Origin of the sequence: Rhodopirellula islandica (genome assembly GCF_001027925.1) — a bacterium.
Classification (GTDB): Bacteria; Planctomycetota; Planctomycetia; order Pirellulales; family Pirellulaceae; genus Rhodopirellula; species Rhodopirellula islandica.
Map to the genome: position 1 here is coordinate 191,786 of NZ_LECT01000025.1, position 16,740 is coordinate 208,525.

Genomic DNA, 16,740 nt, shown 5'->3' on the forward strand with positions numbered 1-16,740 from the left:
TTCGTCTTCGAAACCCGATATGGGGTCGGAACCGACCTCCGATTTTTCTTCGACACCCCCAGATGAGTGGTATTTTTGATGAAAGCCGTCGCGGTCAGGCCAGGAACTCCCAACAGTGTTCACATGCAAGAGATCGCTCGCCCATCGGTCGACCAAGTCGCCGACGGCCTGGGTGTGCTGGTCAAAGTCTTGAAGGTTGGCGTCGACGCGACGGACCGAGAAATCAATGACGCGTTGTACGGCAACGCTCCCGAAGGCGACGACTACTTGGTCATCGGCCACGAGTGCTTTGGCGTCGTCGAAGCCGTTGGCGAGAACGTCAAACGAGTCAAACCGGGCGACTTCGTGACCGCCACGGTTCGCCGTCCTGGGAATTCGATCTATGACTTGATCGGCACCAACGACATGACCAGCGAAGAAACCTACTACGAACGTGGGATCAACCTGCGTCATGGTTTCTTGACCGAGTACTTCGTCGACGAAGAGGAGTACATCGTCCGCGTGCCACAGGGTCTGCAACACCTGCACGTGTTGCAAGAACCGATGAGCTGCGCGGCCAAAGCAGTTCACCAAGCGTACGAAGCTCAACGCCGAATGAAAGTCTGGAACCCGAAGGTCGCCTACGTTTTGGGCGCCGGACAAATCGGCTTGCTGACGACGTTGGTGCTGAAGCTTCGCGGACTGGAAGTCTTCACGCTCGCCCGCGGTGAGGCTCCCAACCTGAAAGCTGAAATTGTCGAAGGAATGGAATCGACCTACGTCAGCACCGCGCAAACGTCCATGTCGGAGTTGGTCGCCAAGACCGGTCGCCCCGATTTGATCGTCGATGCAACTGGCTTCAGCCCGCTGGCGTTTGAAGCGATGGAACACATCGGTCACAACGGCGTTGTGGTTTGGACAGGCATCACCGGCGGCGAACGCAAGACCGAAGTTCCCTCGGACAAGATCAACATCGAATGGGTGCTCGGCAACAAGCTTCTGCTGGGCAGCGTCAACGCCAACCGCGGCCACTTCGAAATGGGCATCCGTGACTTGGCACTCGGCGACATGATGTTCCCGGGTGTGCTGGAAAAGATCCTGACCAACCCGGTCGACGGCCTGGACAACTTCCAAGAGATGATGCGTTTGTTGGTCGAAGACAAAGATGCCTTGAAGGTGTTCGTCAATGTCGCATCCGCGTGAACGATTGCCGGCCAATGAGATTGACTCGGTTCGCCGAGTCGTCTTGTGCTACCCCGCCCTCCCGCGACACATCGAGCAACTCGAAGCAACGCTCGCGGAATTGAAGGCGGACCCGAACTGCCCACTGAACCACGACGTCGAAGTCGTGGACGCAGGCCAGGAACGCATCGACGAATTGCTTCCCACCGCGGACATTTTCATCGGGCATGCCAAGGTCCCGGTCGATTGGGATCGCGTCTTGGCAGCGGGCCGACTGGGGTGGATTCAATCCAGCGCCGCTGGACTGGATCACTGCCTCGTGCCCGGCGTGATCGCGAATCCGAACATCATGGTCAGCAGTGCCTCGGGTCTGTTTGCACCTCAAGTCGCGGAGCAAACGTTTGCGTTGTTGTTCGGCGTTTTACGTCGCATTGGGCTGTTTGAACGAGCCCGTCCGAAACGCGAATTCATTCGACTTCCCACCGAGGACCTGCGTGGCAAAACCGTCGGCATCGTTGGATTGGGCGGCAACGGGCGGGCCATCGCGGCCAAACTTGCACCCTGGGACGTTCGCCTGATCGCGACAGATTACTACCCCGAGGATTGCCCGCCCGAAGTGGAAACGCTGTGGCCCGCCGAGCGCGTCAACGATCTGTTCGCGGCCAGCGACATTGTGATCCTGACGCTGCCGCTGAACTCATCGACTCGCAAGTGGATCGGCGCCGAACAGATTGCCGCGATGAAACCAGGCGGCTACCTGATCAACGTCGCTCGCGGTCAAGTGCTCGACGAAGAAGCCTTGGTGGACGCGCTGAAAAGCGGCCACTTGGCGGGTGCGGGTGTCGATGTGACCTACACCGAACCGTTGCCTGAAAACAGCCCGTTGTGGGACCACCCCAACGTGTTGATCACACCACACGTTGGTGCACAATCCGCTCGCCGAGTGGATGACTCCAACGAACTGGCTTGCGTCAATCTGCGACGATACTTTCACGGCGAAACGATCATCAACCGAGTCGATAAAAACCTCGGCTTCCCTCATCCCCATGACTCGCACGCAGCCTGGGTTCGATCGCAATCATGAGCAGTGGACGAGAGACTCTTCCCGGCGATGCGATCCTCTACCAAGGCGACCATGCCGAGGGTCCCTTGCTGATGCCGCCAACGCATCGCGAATCGTTTGTGGAAGAGTTCAATCGCACTTACCGATCGATCAATCTTTCGATCACGATCCGTGAACGGGATCCAAGTGATCAGCCGGAAGACGCGACATCCACTCTGCAAATCCAGCAGGCCCAGTCGAGTCAGCAGTGATCAGACGGGAGCAGCCATTCGACTTCCCAGTAGCCGGATTCGGCAGAATTCGGTTGTTGTCAGGGAGAGAGACGCTTGATCGTCCATTCGCTTGAGTCCGCACGTTCACGTTGGTAGACCAAGCGATCATGCAGCCGGCTCGGCCGTCCTTGCCAGAACTCAAAGGACATCGGGGTCACCGCGTAGCCGCCCCAGTTCTCAGGCAACGGGATCTTGCTGCCCTCCGGATAGCGAGCCTTCAGTTCCGCCAATGAGGCTTCCAGTGCTTCGCGAGATTCGATGGTCGCGGACTGCTGACTCACGTGAGCGCCGAGCTGGCTGTCACGAGGACGGGAATGAAAGTACTTCTCCGACATGTCTCGCGAAACCTTGTCCACCAACCCTTGAATTCGGACCTGACGCTGGCAGTGGGGCCAGAACAGGCACAGCGAAACTCGCGGGTTGGCTCGCATTTGGGAGCCCTTGGTCGAGTCGTAATTGGTGTAGAAGAGGAACTTTTTCTCCTCCACGCCCTTCAAAAGAACGATCCGGCTGGTGATTTCGCCGCCTGAATCACTCGTCGACAAAGTCATCGCGTTGGGTTCGAACCAGCTCGGCACATCCTCCAAAGCCTCTTCGAACCAGCAATGAAACTGAACCAAGGGGTCACGTTTGGCGTCTTTTTCATGCAGCCCCCCCAAGGAATAGTTTTTTCGCATCTGGTCCATCGCGGGTGGGATGAAATCGCTCATAACTGTTTGAGACCGGAAATCAGGGGCTTTTAGAGAACTCAGGCGGCGAAGAAATCGCGTTTGGCGCGCCGCTTGCCTATTTGCTTAGCAGTCTTCACGGGTGACTGTCTTTTTGGCAACCACCCTCTTCCCTGTCCAATCGGAATTCAAATGCAAAACGTGCAAACGGGTGATTTGCTGGTCAGCTCGACATTGGTCGATGGCACCGCGCTCAACCAAGCGGTTTGCCTGTTGGTCCATGAAGATGTGGAACACGCCATCGGGTTGATGCTCAACCGCCCCATGCAAGCGATGGCGGGTGCCATCGCGGTCCAAGCCAAAGCCAGTGAAACACCGAAAATTCCGCGGTGGAAATCGGAAGAGGACGACGAGAGTCTCGACCTGGATGAGGCCGCCAGTCAGTCGTCCGATTCACCCGAAAACGCCGTTTCAGAGGCTTCCACGGTGATGATCACAGGCGACCAAAAGGACCAACTGACCCAGCAACTCATCGCGGGAAAGCTCTCCAACGGATCGCCGCTGCACTTTGGCGGCCCGCTCTCTGGGCCCATCGTCGCGGTGCACTCCACCCGTGAATTGGCAGAAGCCGAAACGGGTGAGGGGATCTTCGTTGCCGCGCAACGAGAGAACTTGGAGGCGTTGATGAAGTCCGATCAACTTCCCTACCGCTTGATCGTGGGGCACCTGGGATGGACCGCAGAACAACTCGAAAACGAGATTGAGGAAGGCATTTGGCACCGAATTCCCGCCACTTCGGACGTGCTGAATGCGGACGACGCGACAATGTGGCCCCGCATGATCCGTCGTGCCACGGCAAATTCAGTCGCTCGTTGGCTGGATACGACTGACGTTCCTGGATCGGCCGAGTTAAACTGATCTTATGAACCGACCTCGAACAGACCACTCCGACGACACTGAAAAGCCGTTTCGCATCCAGAAACGCCGCTTGGGACGAATCAAAGTCATCAAGCCTGAGGGCGAATATGGCTTCATCGATTCCGACGACTTCCGTGAAGATGTCTTCTTTCACTTCAAAGCGTGGGAAGCCTCCAACGGCGAAACCTTCGACGTCGACTCCTACGTCGAATTCGAACTGGACGATGACCAATTCGACGACACCAAACGCCTGCGAGCCAAGGTCTTCCGACCAACGGATCGTCCGGACGGCAAAAAACTGTCCGCCCGCGACGCGACGTTCGATCTGGTGTTTCACCACCCCAAGGCTCGACGGCGACGCCCCACTTGGCGTGACAACCAGTCCTGATCAGCGACGAAACAACTCGCTGGTCACGATGGATTCGATCAGCTGAGCGGCTGGATAGCCCTCGTCTTCGAGCGGCTTCAACATCGCGTCGACCGCGGCTCGGTCCGATGGTTCGATCCGCCTTCCTAAGGCGTGCATCAGCAAGCGTTCCGTCACCGTCCGGGCGATGAAGTCTTGCCGCTTGATCAGTTGCTGCTTCAAACCTTCGACCCCCTCAAACTTGGCTCCTCCGGGCAGTTCACCCGAGGTGTCGATCGGTCGCCGCGGCTTGGTGTCGTAAACCTTCCGTGACTGACCAATCGCATCGAAGCCTTCCATCGCAAATCCAAGCGGGTCGATCTTGCGGTGACACTGAAAGCACGTCGCATTCTCGCGGTGCTTCAACAGTTGATCACGGATCGTCTTGGCACCTCGCGTGTCGGGCTCGATCGTTGGCACGTCATCCGGCGGTGGTGGAGTTGGCGTTCCAAGAATGTTTTCCAGCAACCACACTCCTCGCGTCACGGGCGATGTTTCAATCCCATTGGCCGAGACCGTCAGAATGCTGGCTTGGCCCAACAAACCACCTCGCCCCAGCCGTCTTTGGCCAGGTGAGTTCTCAAAGTCAAAACGCCGAAACTCCGTCGCCCGGTCCTCAGAAAACTCTTCGGCGACACCGTACAGTTTCGCGAGATCACGGTTGAGAAACGAGTGTGACGCGGCGAGCAATTCGGTCAACGAATCGTCTCGGTCGATCAAGTCACGGAAGAACATCTGCGTCTCACGCTTCATGTCGACTTGCAGATCCCCGGCGTAGAAAAACGCGAACTCACGTGGGTCAGGCGGCATGGATCCAAGCGAGCGAAGGTCCAACCAGTTGTCCAGGAAGTCGGCGACAAACGCATCGGATTCCTCGGAGTCCAACAGCCGTCGCGTTTGTTGACGGAGCGTTTCTGGATCGTGCAGTTTGCCCTCGTCCGCCAATCGACGAAGCGTTGCATCGGGCATGCTCGACGTCAGGAAGTACGCCAACCGTTCCGCCAACGCATGCTCAGACAATTGCCCGCTCTCGGCGTCCGGTGTTTGAAAGTACAAGAACGCGGCGCTGCACAAGATCGCTTTGACGGTGTCCGCGTAAGCCAACCGAGAGGATTGTCCCAACGCCCGGCGTGAATCGTAGAACGCCACCAATTCCGCGATCTCGGTTTCCGTGACCGGACGTCGGTAGGCTCGCGTTGCAAACCGTACGATCTGATCTCGAACCGTCGCTTCATCCCATGGCTCTTCCCCGGATGCACCGCGGCCGAACAATGCCTGCTGGCTCGCCGTCGGCCAAGCGTGGGCGATCGGTCCGCGAACTTTCACCTCTTCGATGCGCAGGTGCGGGATCTTTCCCTCGCTGATCAGCGCGATGCGCTGCAGAAAGATACCGGCTGTTTTGCGAATCTTCTCTGGCAACAAATCTCGATGCATCCGGTAGATCCGAGCGTAGGACCCACGCACATCATGCATGCCATTTTCAAAGGTGAAGCGTGCCACAAACCCTCGATCGAGCGGGACTTCGAATCGGATCCACTCAAACTCATCGTCGGGCACCATCGATTCGGCTAGCAAGGGCTGAATCGGCTGGCGGTGAGGCAGGTCACCAATTCGCGTGTCGCCCGGTCGGATGCCCAGGCGAAATGGTTCCTCCAAATCAATCTTGACCGATTGTTCACTGTACGGCGTGTCGCGATGCATCGCTTTGACACGCACTAAAATCTCATAGGTGCCATCGACCGGAACGCCCTTGGAAAATGACTCGATGTGGCCGTAAGCACCCTCGGTTTTGTCGTTGAACGGATGATCGTAAAGGCACAAGAAGCGATCGTTGAAAGCGCGACGATGTGCGGTCCGCAACTCCGCTTGCTGCGGGAACTTCCCGCGAAACGACCATTCGCTCATCGCGGGACGCTCGCTGGGTCCCATCGCTTTGGTGACGCACCGGTCCGCCGCATCGAGGTACCGCTCCAACAGATGCCCCGACATCACCAACGTGTCACCCACGTTGTCAAAGTGCTGGGACAAATTGTCCGCTGGGAACTCCAAGGTCGGATCAAACATGGTCATATCGATGTTCAAAAGATCCGACATCGTCTCGCGGTACTCCCGTCGAGTGAGCCTTCGCAAGACCGTGCGGCCGTTGGTGCTGGTCGCCTCTTGCCTCATCTGAGTCAAACGCTGCGTCAGCGCATCGACCGCTGCCAAGCGATCTTCTTCCGAGGGTTGGTCCCCATCCTCAGGCGGCATCGAACGAAGCGTCAGCTCATCGATCGCTTCCTGCAACAACTGAGTGTCGAAACCTGATTCGCCAAGGTTCAACGATTCCAGGTCTCGTTCGCCGGCCGGGTCGTCCGAAGTGTGGCAATCAATGCAGTAGCTTTCCAGGAATCCAACCGGATCCATCTGCTGGGGTTCCTCCGCCTGCACCCCACACCACGCAGGAAACAGAACGCCAACAATCAACCATCGAAACCGGTGCGGCAGCAACATCACGCCCAACCTCGGAGCGTCCCCGTGCTGGTCCCGAACGAATCCGTTTCGACACCGAAATCTTGCAACAGGGAAACGTACAGATTGGTCAGCGGTGGACGATCATTCGCCTGTTCATCGAACGCGAGCCACCGCCCCTGCTTTGCACCACCGCCCGCGACGACGAGCGGCAAATTGCTGTTGGTGTGAGAGTTGGCATTGCCCATCCCGCTTCCAAACAGAACCGACGTTTGATCGAGCAACGGCCCATGTTCATCATTGGTGCTGGCAAGTTTATCGATGAAGCGAGTGAATTGCTCGACTTGATAACGTTCGATTGCAATCAGTTTGTCGATGTTCTCTTGGCGTTGACCATGATGCGACAAAGCGTGGTAGCCACCTTTGATCCCCAAGTCATTGGGATTGAAATCACCACCAATTTCAAGCGTCGCGATGCGTGTGGAATCGGTTTGCAAAGCCAACACGATCAGGTCGTACAGCAGTGGCAAATCTTCCACCAAGTTGCGATTTCGCGGTGCATCAAACGGAGCCTCTGGTTTGGGAACATCGAACCAGTTCCTTCGCAGAGCGAGTCGTTGCTCCACGTCGCGAACTGAGGTCAGGTATTCGTCGAGCTTCTGCTGATCCTGCCGGTCGAGTTGCTTCTCGAGCTCCTTGGCACTTCCGTGAACCAAGTCCAGAATCGAATTTTGAAGTCCAATGCGTTCGGCGGCAGCTTGCTTTTTCTTTGGGTCGGTCCCCACAAACAGCGTTTCGAACAATTGTTGTGGGCCGGGGATCGGCGGCACTCGCGTTCCGCTTCGGGTCCATGAAAGCTGACATCCACCGTGAATCCCTGTTTCGCTTCCAATCGTCAGCGTCGGGAATCGTGTTTGACCTGAGATGGATTGGGCCGCAAATTGATCGACCGTGATGTTGGCCAACGGCATCGTGTGCGCATCGATCTGGCGAACGCCTGACAAGAACGCGTGGATCGCGAAGTGGCCGCCTTTGAGACCGTGGTCCAACCCCGAGATCACGGTCAACTGATCTTCGATTTCGGCGAGCGACTGGCTGGATTCACCAAACCGCATTTGCCGGTGTTCGATCAAACCGTTGCTCAATCGCTCGCTGGATGAGGACGCCTTCTCAGCCGGTTGCTGGGGCCAAAATGCGTCGGGATAGAACCCCAGCATGTTGCCAATGCAGACCATCCGTCGCTTGGCCTGCGTCGAACGGGCCCCTGCCAATTCGCCCTGGACCTCTTGCCCAGAAGTCCTTGTGGCGGGCAAGGATGCAAACGCGGGCAAGCCCACTGAAACACCCGCGGCACGCAAAACATTTCGTCGAGAAAACGAACTCATCGCTCTTTCCAAGGGATACCAATCTCAAAACCAATCGCCAGTCTACCAGCGATGACGCAAGGCAATGGAAAAACGTGCGGCTCGTTCCAATGCCGCCCACCACCGAGTCCGCCCCGCCAACCGGGAAGCCAGCCTCTCCCAGTGAGTTGGCGTCAAGCAAACAAATGCGGCTGGTTTTCCCCAAGCGGATTCGCTTGCATCGCCATAGCGATTCGGACAAACTGAACACAACCCAACGGGGGGAGACGCCGCTGAGAACAAGTTCCCGTTCGCTGAGAACAAGTCTCCGTGAAGCCCAAACACTCGACTTGTTCTCACCGACAAACCGGCAAAAACACCCCCAAAATCCATATTCCAGTCGGTCCAACGACTGAGAAACAAGTTATCCGATCAAGAGAATTACTGTGTTCCGGCTGTTTCTGCTCGCTTTGATCGCTGCGTCGCCCGTAACGACGAATGGGAGTGATGGCAACGCAATTGAGATTGCGGACGAGATGGAACGCATTTTGACGCTCTCGCAGCCTGATGCTGACCGAAATGAAGCTGTTCCATTTTCAGACGTGACGGTCGAATGCCTTCCGTACGACGAGCAACTCTCGTTCGCTCGCGTGGTCGAGCCATTTGTTATTGAGCTAAAGCGGACCGCCGCGCAAAGGCGTTTTAGTATGAATGCGATTGAACTTGCATCTGCTAGGGCAGACCTCCATCGTCTCAAATTTTACATTGATGAGGGAATCGCCAAACGCGATGCAGAGCTGATTGCGGAATCAATGGCAGCCAATCCATTCGTTGATCCGAGAGTGTTGCGTTTCGAGTACAGAGATGCGGACACGGTTGTGGTAACAACCGGCGTCGTCCAAGGTCCGCTGTCGGGTGGCGGCTCTATTTACATCGCAAGACGCGAGAACGGTTCTTGGATGGTGAGGCATTCCTCACACTGGGTGTCCTGACGTAGTGCGCGCGGATAACAATTGCGTGCACACTGAGCGGTGGTGGCGACCTGCTTCGCTTTCCAATCACATTGGTTTCCACCGCCAGGTGACGCTGACCGTTATTCGAATGAGACCCATTTGCTTCACTGCCTTCAACGGTTTTTCAAGCTGACATGTCTCGCAGTTCCATATTTAAGGCTTCGCTGTGTGCACTGGCTATTTCGATTTCAGTCCTTGCATGGGTTTGGGCGATTGACCAGCGTGACCAGCCGGATTTCTCGCAGCAATTGCAAAATTCTTATTCGCGGATGATCTCTTACCAAGAACTAATGCTTGAGTGCGATCCATCAAGCCAAGACTACTCCCGTTTCCAACGAGAGGTATCGGTCGCGGCAAATGAGAAGATGCGGCTTAAAGCCAACTTGTTGTTGCGTACCCTGATCCGCCTTGTTTGTGCTACTGTGATTGTCCTCGCTGGGATGGTCGCAGTTCGATTCCGTCCGTCACCTGGTCGGATAACTAAGCTGTGAACCGGAGAACGTCTTGCAGGGTTTTACAAATGGAAAGTCCACTGTCCGTTCCCGGTTACGGCAAGCGTTCCCCGATTGAACCTAATGTGGTCATGCGAAAAGTCGAATCGACAATGATTTCACGCCTCGAAAAGGGCGTGTCTGCCGAGGAATTGGGCGAGATACTGGATCACGCTTCGTCCAATGGTTTTGCGCCAGTGCTTGAATGCGCAATCAGTTCTGGATTGCTGACTGAATCGGATGAGATCATTTACAAGTTACTCCGCAACGCCAGTAAGTTCGGACATGACCATCCCAAAACTGTTCGACTGCTCTTGGATTTGGGTGTCGACCCAAACGATGGGATTGTGATGGAATACAGCGGTGTCCAGTCACTCGCTGTGCTCGCGGAATATGGCGGTAACATCGAGGGCAACCGACACAACTCACTGCATGTCTCGATTAAAGAGAGACGCAAAGACGACAAGGCACTTGCGTTGATTGACCTTGGCGTTGATGTCAACTTTGCCGACCCCGCTGGCCGCACACCGCTAATGTATGCGTCGGCCTTCGGTCGAAAAGCGACCTTTGACGCATTGATCGCGGCTGGTGCCGATCCGCTGCGCGTCGATCATACCGGTCGCAGCGCATTGCGTTACGCCTTAGAGTCGCTCTGCCGAAACATCCCGTCCTTCGATGGCCGTCGGGCCCATCTTCTTCAGAATCAGGCAGGTGCAAAGAGCATTGCGCGTACGCTGCGCGACTATCTTCCCGCGCAACCTGAGGACTATGTCATCGTCGATGCGGTCCTCAATGACCGAAAAGCCCTGAAGCAGAAACTGGAGTCGGGGCTTGATCCAAACACATTGTTCCGGGGCGCTATCGGCGATCTCGATGTGATGTGGGATCTAGTGCTGCGTGATGCGCCTTCGTCCGACCGGAAGGCCAGGATGCAACAACTCGTTGATGACGCGAACGATTTTCGTCGCCAAGTGAAAAACGCGGAGACTCTCTCGAAGGAATTCGGCCAGTCGACGATCTTGATGTGGGCGGTCCTCGCTGAATAAATTTCGGTCATTAAACTACTGCTGGATTACAATGCGGACCCGGATCTCGAAACTGAGAATGGCTTGTCTGCATGCAAGCTCGTAGCGAAACTTCCACTCAAAGAACAGATCAGGGATCTCATCCACGGCTCCTAATTCACAACGGCGGCTAACGATGCGATAATGACGAAGCGGCGGTGGTCGCCGGTCTGAAGCGATGCTCAAAGGGGACGGAGGTCATTTAACCATCTCCATACCCCGGAGCGTTTCGATCGCATTCTCGCTACCGGATCGGTTGAGCCGGTTCCGGGCTCCATCGCTCGGCTCGACAAGGCCCGAAGGGTCGACACATCCATTGCCGGGGTCGTCAGGCCCCGGAACGATGAACCGCCCAAACAGTCGCCACGACGGCCCCGTCCGGGGCGACCTGCTGGGTTCCGTCATCGGTCTCGGGGCTTCCGCCCCGAGCTACCGACGATCGCCCCATCCGGGGCGAGCCCCATAAAGGGGACGGAGGTAGTTTAACCATCTTCCTGCCCCGGAGAACTTCGACAGCATTTTCGTTACCGGATCGGCGGAGCCGGTGCCAGGAACCATCGCTCACCTCAACAAGGCCCGAAGGGTCGACAGAGCCATTGCCGGGGTCGTCAGGCCCCGGAAGAGAATGCACAAAAAAACAAAACCCCGACGTGGTGACAGAGACGATTGCGCTCCGTCGCCCGCCGGGCTTGGGATGATCGTGGGTGTGGAAACTCAGGTCGAAAGTGCAAAGGGGATAAGCCCAAATCCAGCCAGGCTGATTCCGCCAGCGTTCCCAGGATGCGGAACCGTCTTGGACGACCAAGGTTCGTATCTGGTAGACTCAATCTCGCGACCGGGGGGCGTCCCGGTCGCTTGGTTGCTCACCTCCCATTGCTGCGACAAAATTTCAAGGCAATATCGTTCCGCCAGCCAGGCCGTCAAGCTCAACCGCAACGTTGGCTTTTCAACGCATGACCAGCGGATCGTTCGCAATTCGTTATCTGCACTAATCATTGACCGGATCAGTAGGACATCGATGCCTCATCTACAGTCAGTTCGAATTCAGCGTTTCAAACGCATCGAAGATGCGGTTTTTGATTTACAACCGTTGAACGTGCTTGTTGGCGCGAACAACTCCGGAAAGAGTTCCGTTATTCAGGCATTGCATTTCACGGTGGGCGTAATCCAAACGCTACGCCTGACGGAAAGCCGCCGATCTGCATCGACTCTCAATCCCTCCCAACTGATCTACTCCCCCACCGAGAGCGTCTACCCCCTCGGGGCGGGTGGACGCTTGTTGGAAGATCGCGATCAAGCAATCTCTGTCAAGCTCGAATTAGACACTGGTGAGTATTGTACGGTCTCTATTCGGAAAGGCCGGAATCGCAACATCAACGTTACGGTTGATCACCCAAGTGTCGCTGAATCGATTTCTGACCTGAGCAAACCATTTACAATATTTTCCCCTGGTTTGGCAGGTATTTCAAAAAACGAGCAATATGTATCCGACGGCGTTCTGTTGCGGACGCTAGCTCGTGGTGATGCAAACCTTGTGTTACGTAATATCTTGTTGAGACTGTGGGGAAAGCCGGAATGGCATACTTTCATTCACGATCTCAGGGAGGTGTTTCCTGATTGCGATATTCAAGTAAAGTGGGAAGACAACACGGATGAGTTCATTGATGTTTCGTACGTCAACGAAGGTAAATCGGTCCCAATTGAACTGGCAGGAACTGGCGCCTTGCAGGCGATGCAAATTCTGTCCTACATTCACCGGTTCGGCCCGAGTCTGATTGTGTTGGATGAGCCTGACTCGCATCTTCATCCGAACAACCAAAGACTTCTCTGCGGTCTACTGCGAACGATTGCGGAGGAACGTGACACGCAGGTAGTGCTGACGACCCATTCACGCCACGTTGTAGATGCACTTTCCGGCGCCGTTCGATTTCTATGGGTTCGGAACGGAACAGTTGAGGTTGCCAGTGAAGATGACGAGGTCGGTGTTTTGCTCGATATCGGCGCATTGGACGTTCGAGAGCGAGTGAACAGCATTGATGCAAGAGCTATTGTCCTCACAGAGGACACCAATCACCGCCTCTTGGAAATATTATTAAAAGCGAATTGTTTTGACACTGATCACACATTGGTCTTGCCCTACCACGGCGTAACCGCAATTCGCAACCTTCGCCCGTTACTTCAAGTGATCCGATCGTCAAACGCCGAAGCGACAATCGTTGTTCATCGAGATCGCGATTTCCTCGATGAGGATGAGGCCCGGGGCTGGGAAGAATCAGTTCGACGGATCCGCGTTGAGCCAATGTTGACACACGGCACGGATGTTGAATCCCATTTCTTAAATCCAGACTATCTCGCCGCCAACAATCCAGATCTTTCCAGCGACGAATTCGACGAACTCCTTTGCAATCTTCGCCGGGACAATCGTAGCGAGTTGATTCAAACCTACGTGAACGGAAAGCTAGATATCGCTCGTAGCAATGGCACATTCGGCAGAACAAACATTGGCCAATTGGCGGCAGAAGCAGCTGAAAGCATCGACCGAAATCCGAAGAAATTGGCACACGGAAAAACGTTGCTAAGACGACTACGTGAGTCGTTTCGAATCACACATGGCAAGAACCTTGTTCTGGCTGATGGGGACCAAAATCTTTTGCATGACGAGTTCCAAGTGATTGCTCGAAAGGCATTCCCAGTACGTACATAACGAAATCGTGAGAAGCATAAAAGGGGGCAAGCTTCTTAGATGCGTGAGTGCCCTAAAATGATGCCTGCCCGCGTTGTTTCTCGTAGTGTAGTTTTCACGATTGGCACGTGAAAACTGCAATGGGAAGGAGACCAGATCTAGCCCGCCTGCCTCAGTCACCGCTGCCTGAATCCTGAATTGTCCCAGACCACCGAGAGTCGTATCTGGTAGACTCGTTCTCTAGCGACCGCGCGGCGTCCCGGTCGCTTGGTTGCTCGCGTGCCAGTGCGGCGACAAAATTCAACGCACAATCGATGCGACAACCAGGCGACCAAACTCAACCGCAACGTTAGCTTCTTTCACGCCAGACCAACGCTTAGATCGCAATTCGTTGCATTTCGCTTTTGAGCTAGCTACTTTGAAACCAGTCCTCGCCTCTGATGACCGGCCGAACCACTACCAACCTTTCATAGCAGACAAATGCCATTCCCTGGAGGCTCAAAAGCCAGAGTAGACCGCGCAGGGCAAGCCGTTCGCGACGGAAACGCGAGTGACCAAGACTACCGCGCAATTGACGATTGGCGTGCCGCCCATCGAAATGTGCTGAACACGTTTCAGTCGATTCTGCGAGGTCGCACACGAACCCTTCCAATCACAGTTGCTCAACGCCACAAGCGACGAAATACCATTCTTGAGAAGTTAGAACGGTATCCGAGAATGCGTTTGTCCCAGATGGATGACGTGGCCGGGTGCCGGTTAATCTTTCAGTCAATCAAAACCCTTCACGAATTTCGCGACAATTTTTTGAATGCAAAGTTTGATCATTCCATCAGAAATAGCAAAGGGAAATACGACTATATTGCAAAACCAAAGCAGACAGGATACCGTGGAATTCACGATGTCTACTCTTATGATGTCAATTCAGCTGTTGGCCGCGAGTTGACAGGGCTGTTAGTCGAGATTCAGTATCGCACGCTCTTGCAGCACTCTTGGGCAACCGCTGTTGAGGTAATCGCATACGTATCTGAGAGCCAGCCGAAATTTGAGAAAGGTGACACCAGATATCGGGATGCAATGGCATTTGCCAGCGAACTTCTTGCCCGCCATTTTGAAGACATGACCGGCCCGCTACCAGAGCTTTCGAGTCAGCAAGTTGTTTCTGAGTTTGACAAGCTCGACCGCGAACTGAAGCTTCGTCAACGGCTTAGTAATCTTCAATCGATTGACTCGGTGATTACGACAAAAAAGAACACAATTCTCTTGATCAGCTCTGGTGGTGCCCTAGAAGTAAAGTCGTATCGTCACGCAACGACCGCAATTCAGACATTGTTTGACTTGGAGGAGGAGCGTCCTGACTCAGACGTCGTTTTGGTTCGCGGTGACAGCACTGATGATATCAGACTCGCATTTAAGAACTATTTTTCTGACGCGACAGATTTCATTTCGCTCATCAATGATGCGGTAAATGCCCTTCGCCCAAAACGTCAACGCGCAACGGGGAGATAACGTTACTCGACTAGGGGGAACACCCGCAAAGGGGACGGAGGTCATTTAACCATCTCCATACCCCGGAGCGTTTCGATCGCATTCTCGCTACCGGATCGGTTGAGCCGGTTCCGGGCTCCATCGCTCGGCTCGACAAGGCCCGAAGGGCCGGCACATCCATTGCCGGGGTCGTCAGCCCCGGGACGATGAACCGCCCAAACAGCCCCCACGACGGCCCCGTCCGGGGCGACCTGCTGGGTTCCGTCATCGGTCTCGGGGCTTCCGCCCCGAGCTAAGGACGATTGCCCCATCCGGGGCGAAAGTGGGGAAGCCCGGTGAAGATGGCCCCCTGTCCAGTGCGTCCGTTGGGTGCCATCCACCAAACTTTCCCCATCTGAACCGCGGAGCGGTGACATTCGACAGCCTCGGGTTTCAACCCGAGGCCCCAGGTGAACCCGTACCGGTTCCAAGCCGCGGAGCGGCGACAGGTGGGGACGCACTTTCTGCCAACTGCCGTCGCCCCGCGACTGGGGCCCGTGATTTGAACCGAATGGACCTTGGGTTGAAACCCAAGGCTGTTCAAATGCCGTCGCCCCGCGACTCGGAGCGGTGGGGTGCGAGTGAAGCGTTCAAAGGGGACGGAGGTAGATTAACCCTCTCGGTGCACCGGAGCGCTTCGTGAGCGTTCTTGCCACTGGATCGTCGGAGCTGGTGCCAAGCATCATCGTTCGAGCCTCCATGTGGTAACCTACCAAGCCTTGCCATCGGCCCATACGGCAACGAACCAATCCCAGCCTCAGGCAGGCGGGATGATCACGGCCGGCAGTTCGACCGGCGCCACATCCACTTTGACTGAGAGCGTGGTTTCACCGCCGCCGAGCACGATGCCCCGCATCGGACTGATGTCGTCGTAGTCGCGGCCCACGCACACCGGGATGTGATCGACGCCGATCTGGCACGCATTGGTTGGATCAAAATCAATCCACCCCAACGTTTCCCCCGCGTAAACACTGATCCAAGCATGCGATTCATCGTTGCCGATCAATCGCGGTTTCCCTGGAGGCGGCAGCGTCCGCAAGTACCCGCTGACGTACCGAGCGGGCAAACCCAAACTTCGCAGACAAGCAATCTGAACGTGCGAGAAGTCCTGGCAAACTCCCGCCTTCAACTCAAACGCCGCTTCGGTTGTGGTGGCAACGTCTGTCGCGGTCGAATCGTATCGAAAATCCTGATGGATGTGCTTGGTCAAATTCAACACGGCATCCAACACGGACGCGTCCTCATTCATGACCGCTTTCGCGTACTCGGCGAAGTGTTCCGCCAAGGGAACACGTACTGAAGCGAAGACATACTCCTTGGCGAGGAGATCCGACTGTGTTTGTCCCGTGCGAACCGCGTTGGTCAGTTGGGCAACGGTTGGAATGTTCTGCGATTCGAAGGGGTTGATCGCAGTGACCTGCACTTGGCTGTTGACCTTGACCACCAGCGATTCATGGGGCGATTCAATGGCAAACGAATCAACGACATTGCCAAAGTAGTCCGGATGCATGTCAATTTTGGCCGGCATCGGTTCGATCGTGACCGAACACTGGTTGCAGACCACCGACGGTGGCCGAGTCTGCGGGCGCATACGAAGTTGATTCAGACAAACCGCAACCGGTTCGCTGTATTTGTACTTCGTTTCATGGACAATGTCGTAAGTGACCGACCGTGGCATTGGAT

At 55.6% G+C, this 16,740-nt stretch carries 14 protein-coding genes; 10 read left to right on the forward strand and 4 right to left on the reverse strand.

The window, feature by feature from the left end; genetic code table 11:
* The first annotated feature begins 66 nt into the window (after positions 1-66).
* The 3 genes from RISK_RS12935 to RISK_RS12945 are packed head-to-tail and all read left to right on the forward strand — an operon-like array spanning position 67 to position 2,475.
* Positions 67-1,182: a glucose 1-dehydrogenase gene (locus RISK_RS12935; protein WP_083434952.1), complete on the forward strand. Its 1,116-nt coding sequence runs from the start codon at positions 67-69 to the stop codon at positions 1,180-1,182.
* Entirely contained in the window at positions 1,166-2,245 is a 1,080-nt protein-coding gene (locus tag RISK_RS12940) for a D-2-hydroxyacid dehydrogenase (protein WP_047814714.1), read from the forward strand. The genes RISK_RS12935 and RISK_RS12940 overlap by 17 nt, the downstream gene beginning before the upstream one ends.
* Positions 2,242-2,475, forward strand: a complete 234-nt coding sequence (locus tag RISK_RS12945) for a hypothetical protein (protein ID WP_047814715.1) — start codon at positions 2,242-2,244, stop codon at positions 2,473-2,475. The genes RISK_RS12940 and RISK_RS12945 overlap by 4 nt, the downstream gene beginning before the upstream one ends.
* Positions 2,476-2,534: 59 nt before the next feature.
* Here the strand turns inward: RISK_RS12945 and pdxH are convergent, their stop codons facing one another.
* Entirely contained in the window at positions 2,535-3,206 is a 672-nt protein-coding gene (gene pdxH, locus RISK_RS12950) for a pyridoxamine 5'-phosphate oxidase (RefSeq protein WP_047814716.1), read from the reverse strand.
* A gap of 150 nt (positions 3,207-3,356) precedes the next feature.
* Between pdxH and RISK_RS12955 the strand changes: the two genes are divergently transcribed.
* Positions 3,357-4,082 carry a YqgE/AlgH family protein gene (locus RISK_RS12955; RefSeq protein WP_047814717.1) on the forward strand — a complete coding sequence of 242 codons (726 nt, stop codon included), beginning with the start codon at positions 3,357-3,359 and terminating at the stop codon, positions 4,080-4,082.
* 4 nt (positions 4,083-4,086) lie between these two features.
* Entirely contained in the window at positions 4,087-4,470 is a 384-nt protein-coding gene (locus tag RISK_RS12960; protein ID WP_047814718.1) for a cold shock domain-containing protein, read from the forward strand.
* Here the strand turns inward: RISK_RS12960 and RISK_RS12965 are convergent, their stop codons facing one another.
* Together RISK_RS12965 and RISK_RS12970 are read right to left on the reverse strand one after the other, a co-directional pair.
* Positions 4,471-6,981: a DUF1592 domain-containing protein gene (locus RISK_RS12965; RefSeq protein ID WP_047814765.1), complete on the reverse strand. Its 2,511-nt coding sequence runs from the start codon at positions 6,979-6,981 to the stop codon at positions 4,471-4,473. It lies immediately after the preceding gene.
* Positions 6,981-8,324 (reverse strand): DUF1552 domain-containing protein, encoded by a 1,344-nt coding sequence (locus tag RISK_RS12970; protein WP_047814719.1) that lies wholly within the window; start codon positions 8,322-8,324, stop codon positions 6,981-6,983. Before RISK_RS12970 ends, RISK_RS12965 begins: the two co-directional genes overlap by 1 nt.
* A gap of 404 nt (positions 8,325-8,728) precedes the next feature.
* Here RISK_RS12970 and RISK_RS12975 point away from each other — a divergent pair, with 404 nt between their 5' ends.
* From RISK_RS12975 to RISK_RS13000, 5 genes are all read left to right on the forward strand, one after another.
* Positions 8,729-9,274: a hypothetical protein gene (locus RISK_RS12975; protein WP_150122580.1), complete on the forward strand. Its 546-nt coding sequence runs from the start codon at positions 8,729-8,731 to the stop codon at positions 9,272-9,274.
* 155 nt (positions 9,275-9,429) lie between these two features.
* Positions 9,430-9,786, forward strand: a complete 357-nt coding sequence (locus RISK_RS12980) for a hypothetical protein (protein WP_047814721.1) — start codon at positions 9,430-9,432, stop codon at positions 9,784-9,786.
* A 92-nt stretch (positions 9,787-9,878) separates the two neighbouring features.
* On the forward strand, positions 9,879-10,832 hold the full coding sequence (locus RISK_RS12985; RefSeq protein ID WP_236696260.1) for an ankyrin repeat domain-containing protein: 954 nt from the start codon (positions 9,879-9,881) through the stop codon (positions 10,830-10,832).
* 643 nt (positions 10,833-11,475) lie between these two features.
* Positions 11,476-13,554, forward strand: a complete 2,079-nt coding sequence (locus RISK_RS12995; protein ID WP_150122581.1) for an AAA family ATPase — start codon at positions 11,476-11,478, stop codon at positions 13,552-13,554.
* 459 nt (positions 13,555-14,013) lie between these two features.
* Positions 14,014-15,039: a RelA/SpoT domain-containing protein gene (locus tag RISK_RS13000; protein ID WP_083434954.1), complete on the forward strand. Its 1,026-nt coding sequence runs from the start codon at positions 14,014-14,016 to the stop codon at positions 15,037-15,039.
* A 775-nt stretch (positions 15,040-15,814) separates the two neighbouring features.
* On the opposite strand, the gene RISK_RS13010 is transcribed toward RISK_RS13000, so the two are convergent.
* The gene (locus RISK_RS13010; RefSeq protein WP_047814768.1) at positions 15,815-16,735 is read right to left on the reverse strand and encodes a transglutaminase family protein; all 921 of its coding nucleotides are present in this window, start codon (positions 16,733-16,735) and stop codon (positions 15,815-15,817) included.
* Between the last annotated feature and the right edge of the window lie 5 nt (positions 16,736-16,740).

Bases quoted from the DNA above. Each gene is read 5' to 3' on its own strand.
- RISK_RS12940 (WP_047814714.1), top strand. From the start codon at position 1,166: ATGTCGCATCCGCGTGAACGATTGCCGGCCAATGAGATTGACTCGGTT.
- RISK_RS12945 (WP_047814715.1), top strand. From the start codon at position 2,242: ATGAGCAGTGGACGAGAGACTCTTCCCGGCGATGCGATCCTCTACCAA.
- pdxH (WP_047814716.1), bottom strand. From the start codon at position 3,206: ATGAGCGATTTCATCCCACCCGCGATGGACCAGATGCGAAAAAACTAT.
- RISK_RS12955 (WP_047814717.1), top strand. From the start codon at position 3,357: ATGCAAAACGTGCAAACGGGTGATTTGCTGGTCAGCTCGACATTGGTC.
- RISK_RS12960 (WP_047814718.1), top strand. From the start codon at position 4,087: ATGAACCGACCTCGAACAGACCACTCCGACGACACTGAAAAGCCGTTT.
- RISK_RS12965 (WP_047814765.1), bottom strand. From the start codon at position 6,981: ATGTTGCTGCCGCACCGGTTTCGATGGTTGATTGTTGGCGTTCTGTTT.
- RISK_RS12970 (WP_047814719.1), bottom strand. From the start codon at position 8,324: ATGAGTTCGTTTTCTCGACGAAATGTTTTGCGTGCCGCGGGTGTTTCA.
- RISK_RS12980 (WP_047814721.1), top strand. From the start codon at position 9,430: ATGTCTCGCAGTTCCATATTTAAGGCTTCGCTGTGTGCACTGGCTATT.
- RISK_RS12985 (WP_236696260.1), top strand. From the start codon at position 9,879: ATGCGAAAAGTCGAATCGACAATGATTTCACGCCTCGAAAAGGGCGTG.
- RISK_RS12995 (WP_150122581.1), top strand. From the start codon at position 11,476: ATGCACAAAAAAACAAAACCCCGACGTGGTGACAGAGACGATTGCGCT.
- RISK_RS13000 (WP_083434954.1), top strand. From the start codon at position 14,014: ATGCCATTCCCTGGAGGCTCAAAAGCCAGAGTAGACCGCGCAGGGCAA.
- RISK_RS13010 (WP_047814768.1), bottom strand. From the start codon at position 16,735: ATGCCACGGTCGGTCACTTACGACATTGTCCATGAAACGAAGTACAAA.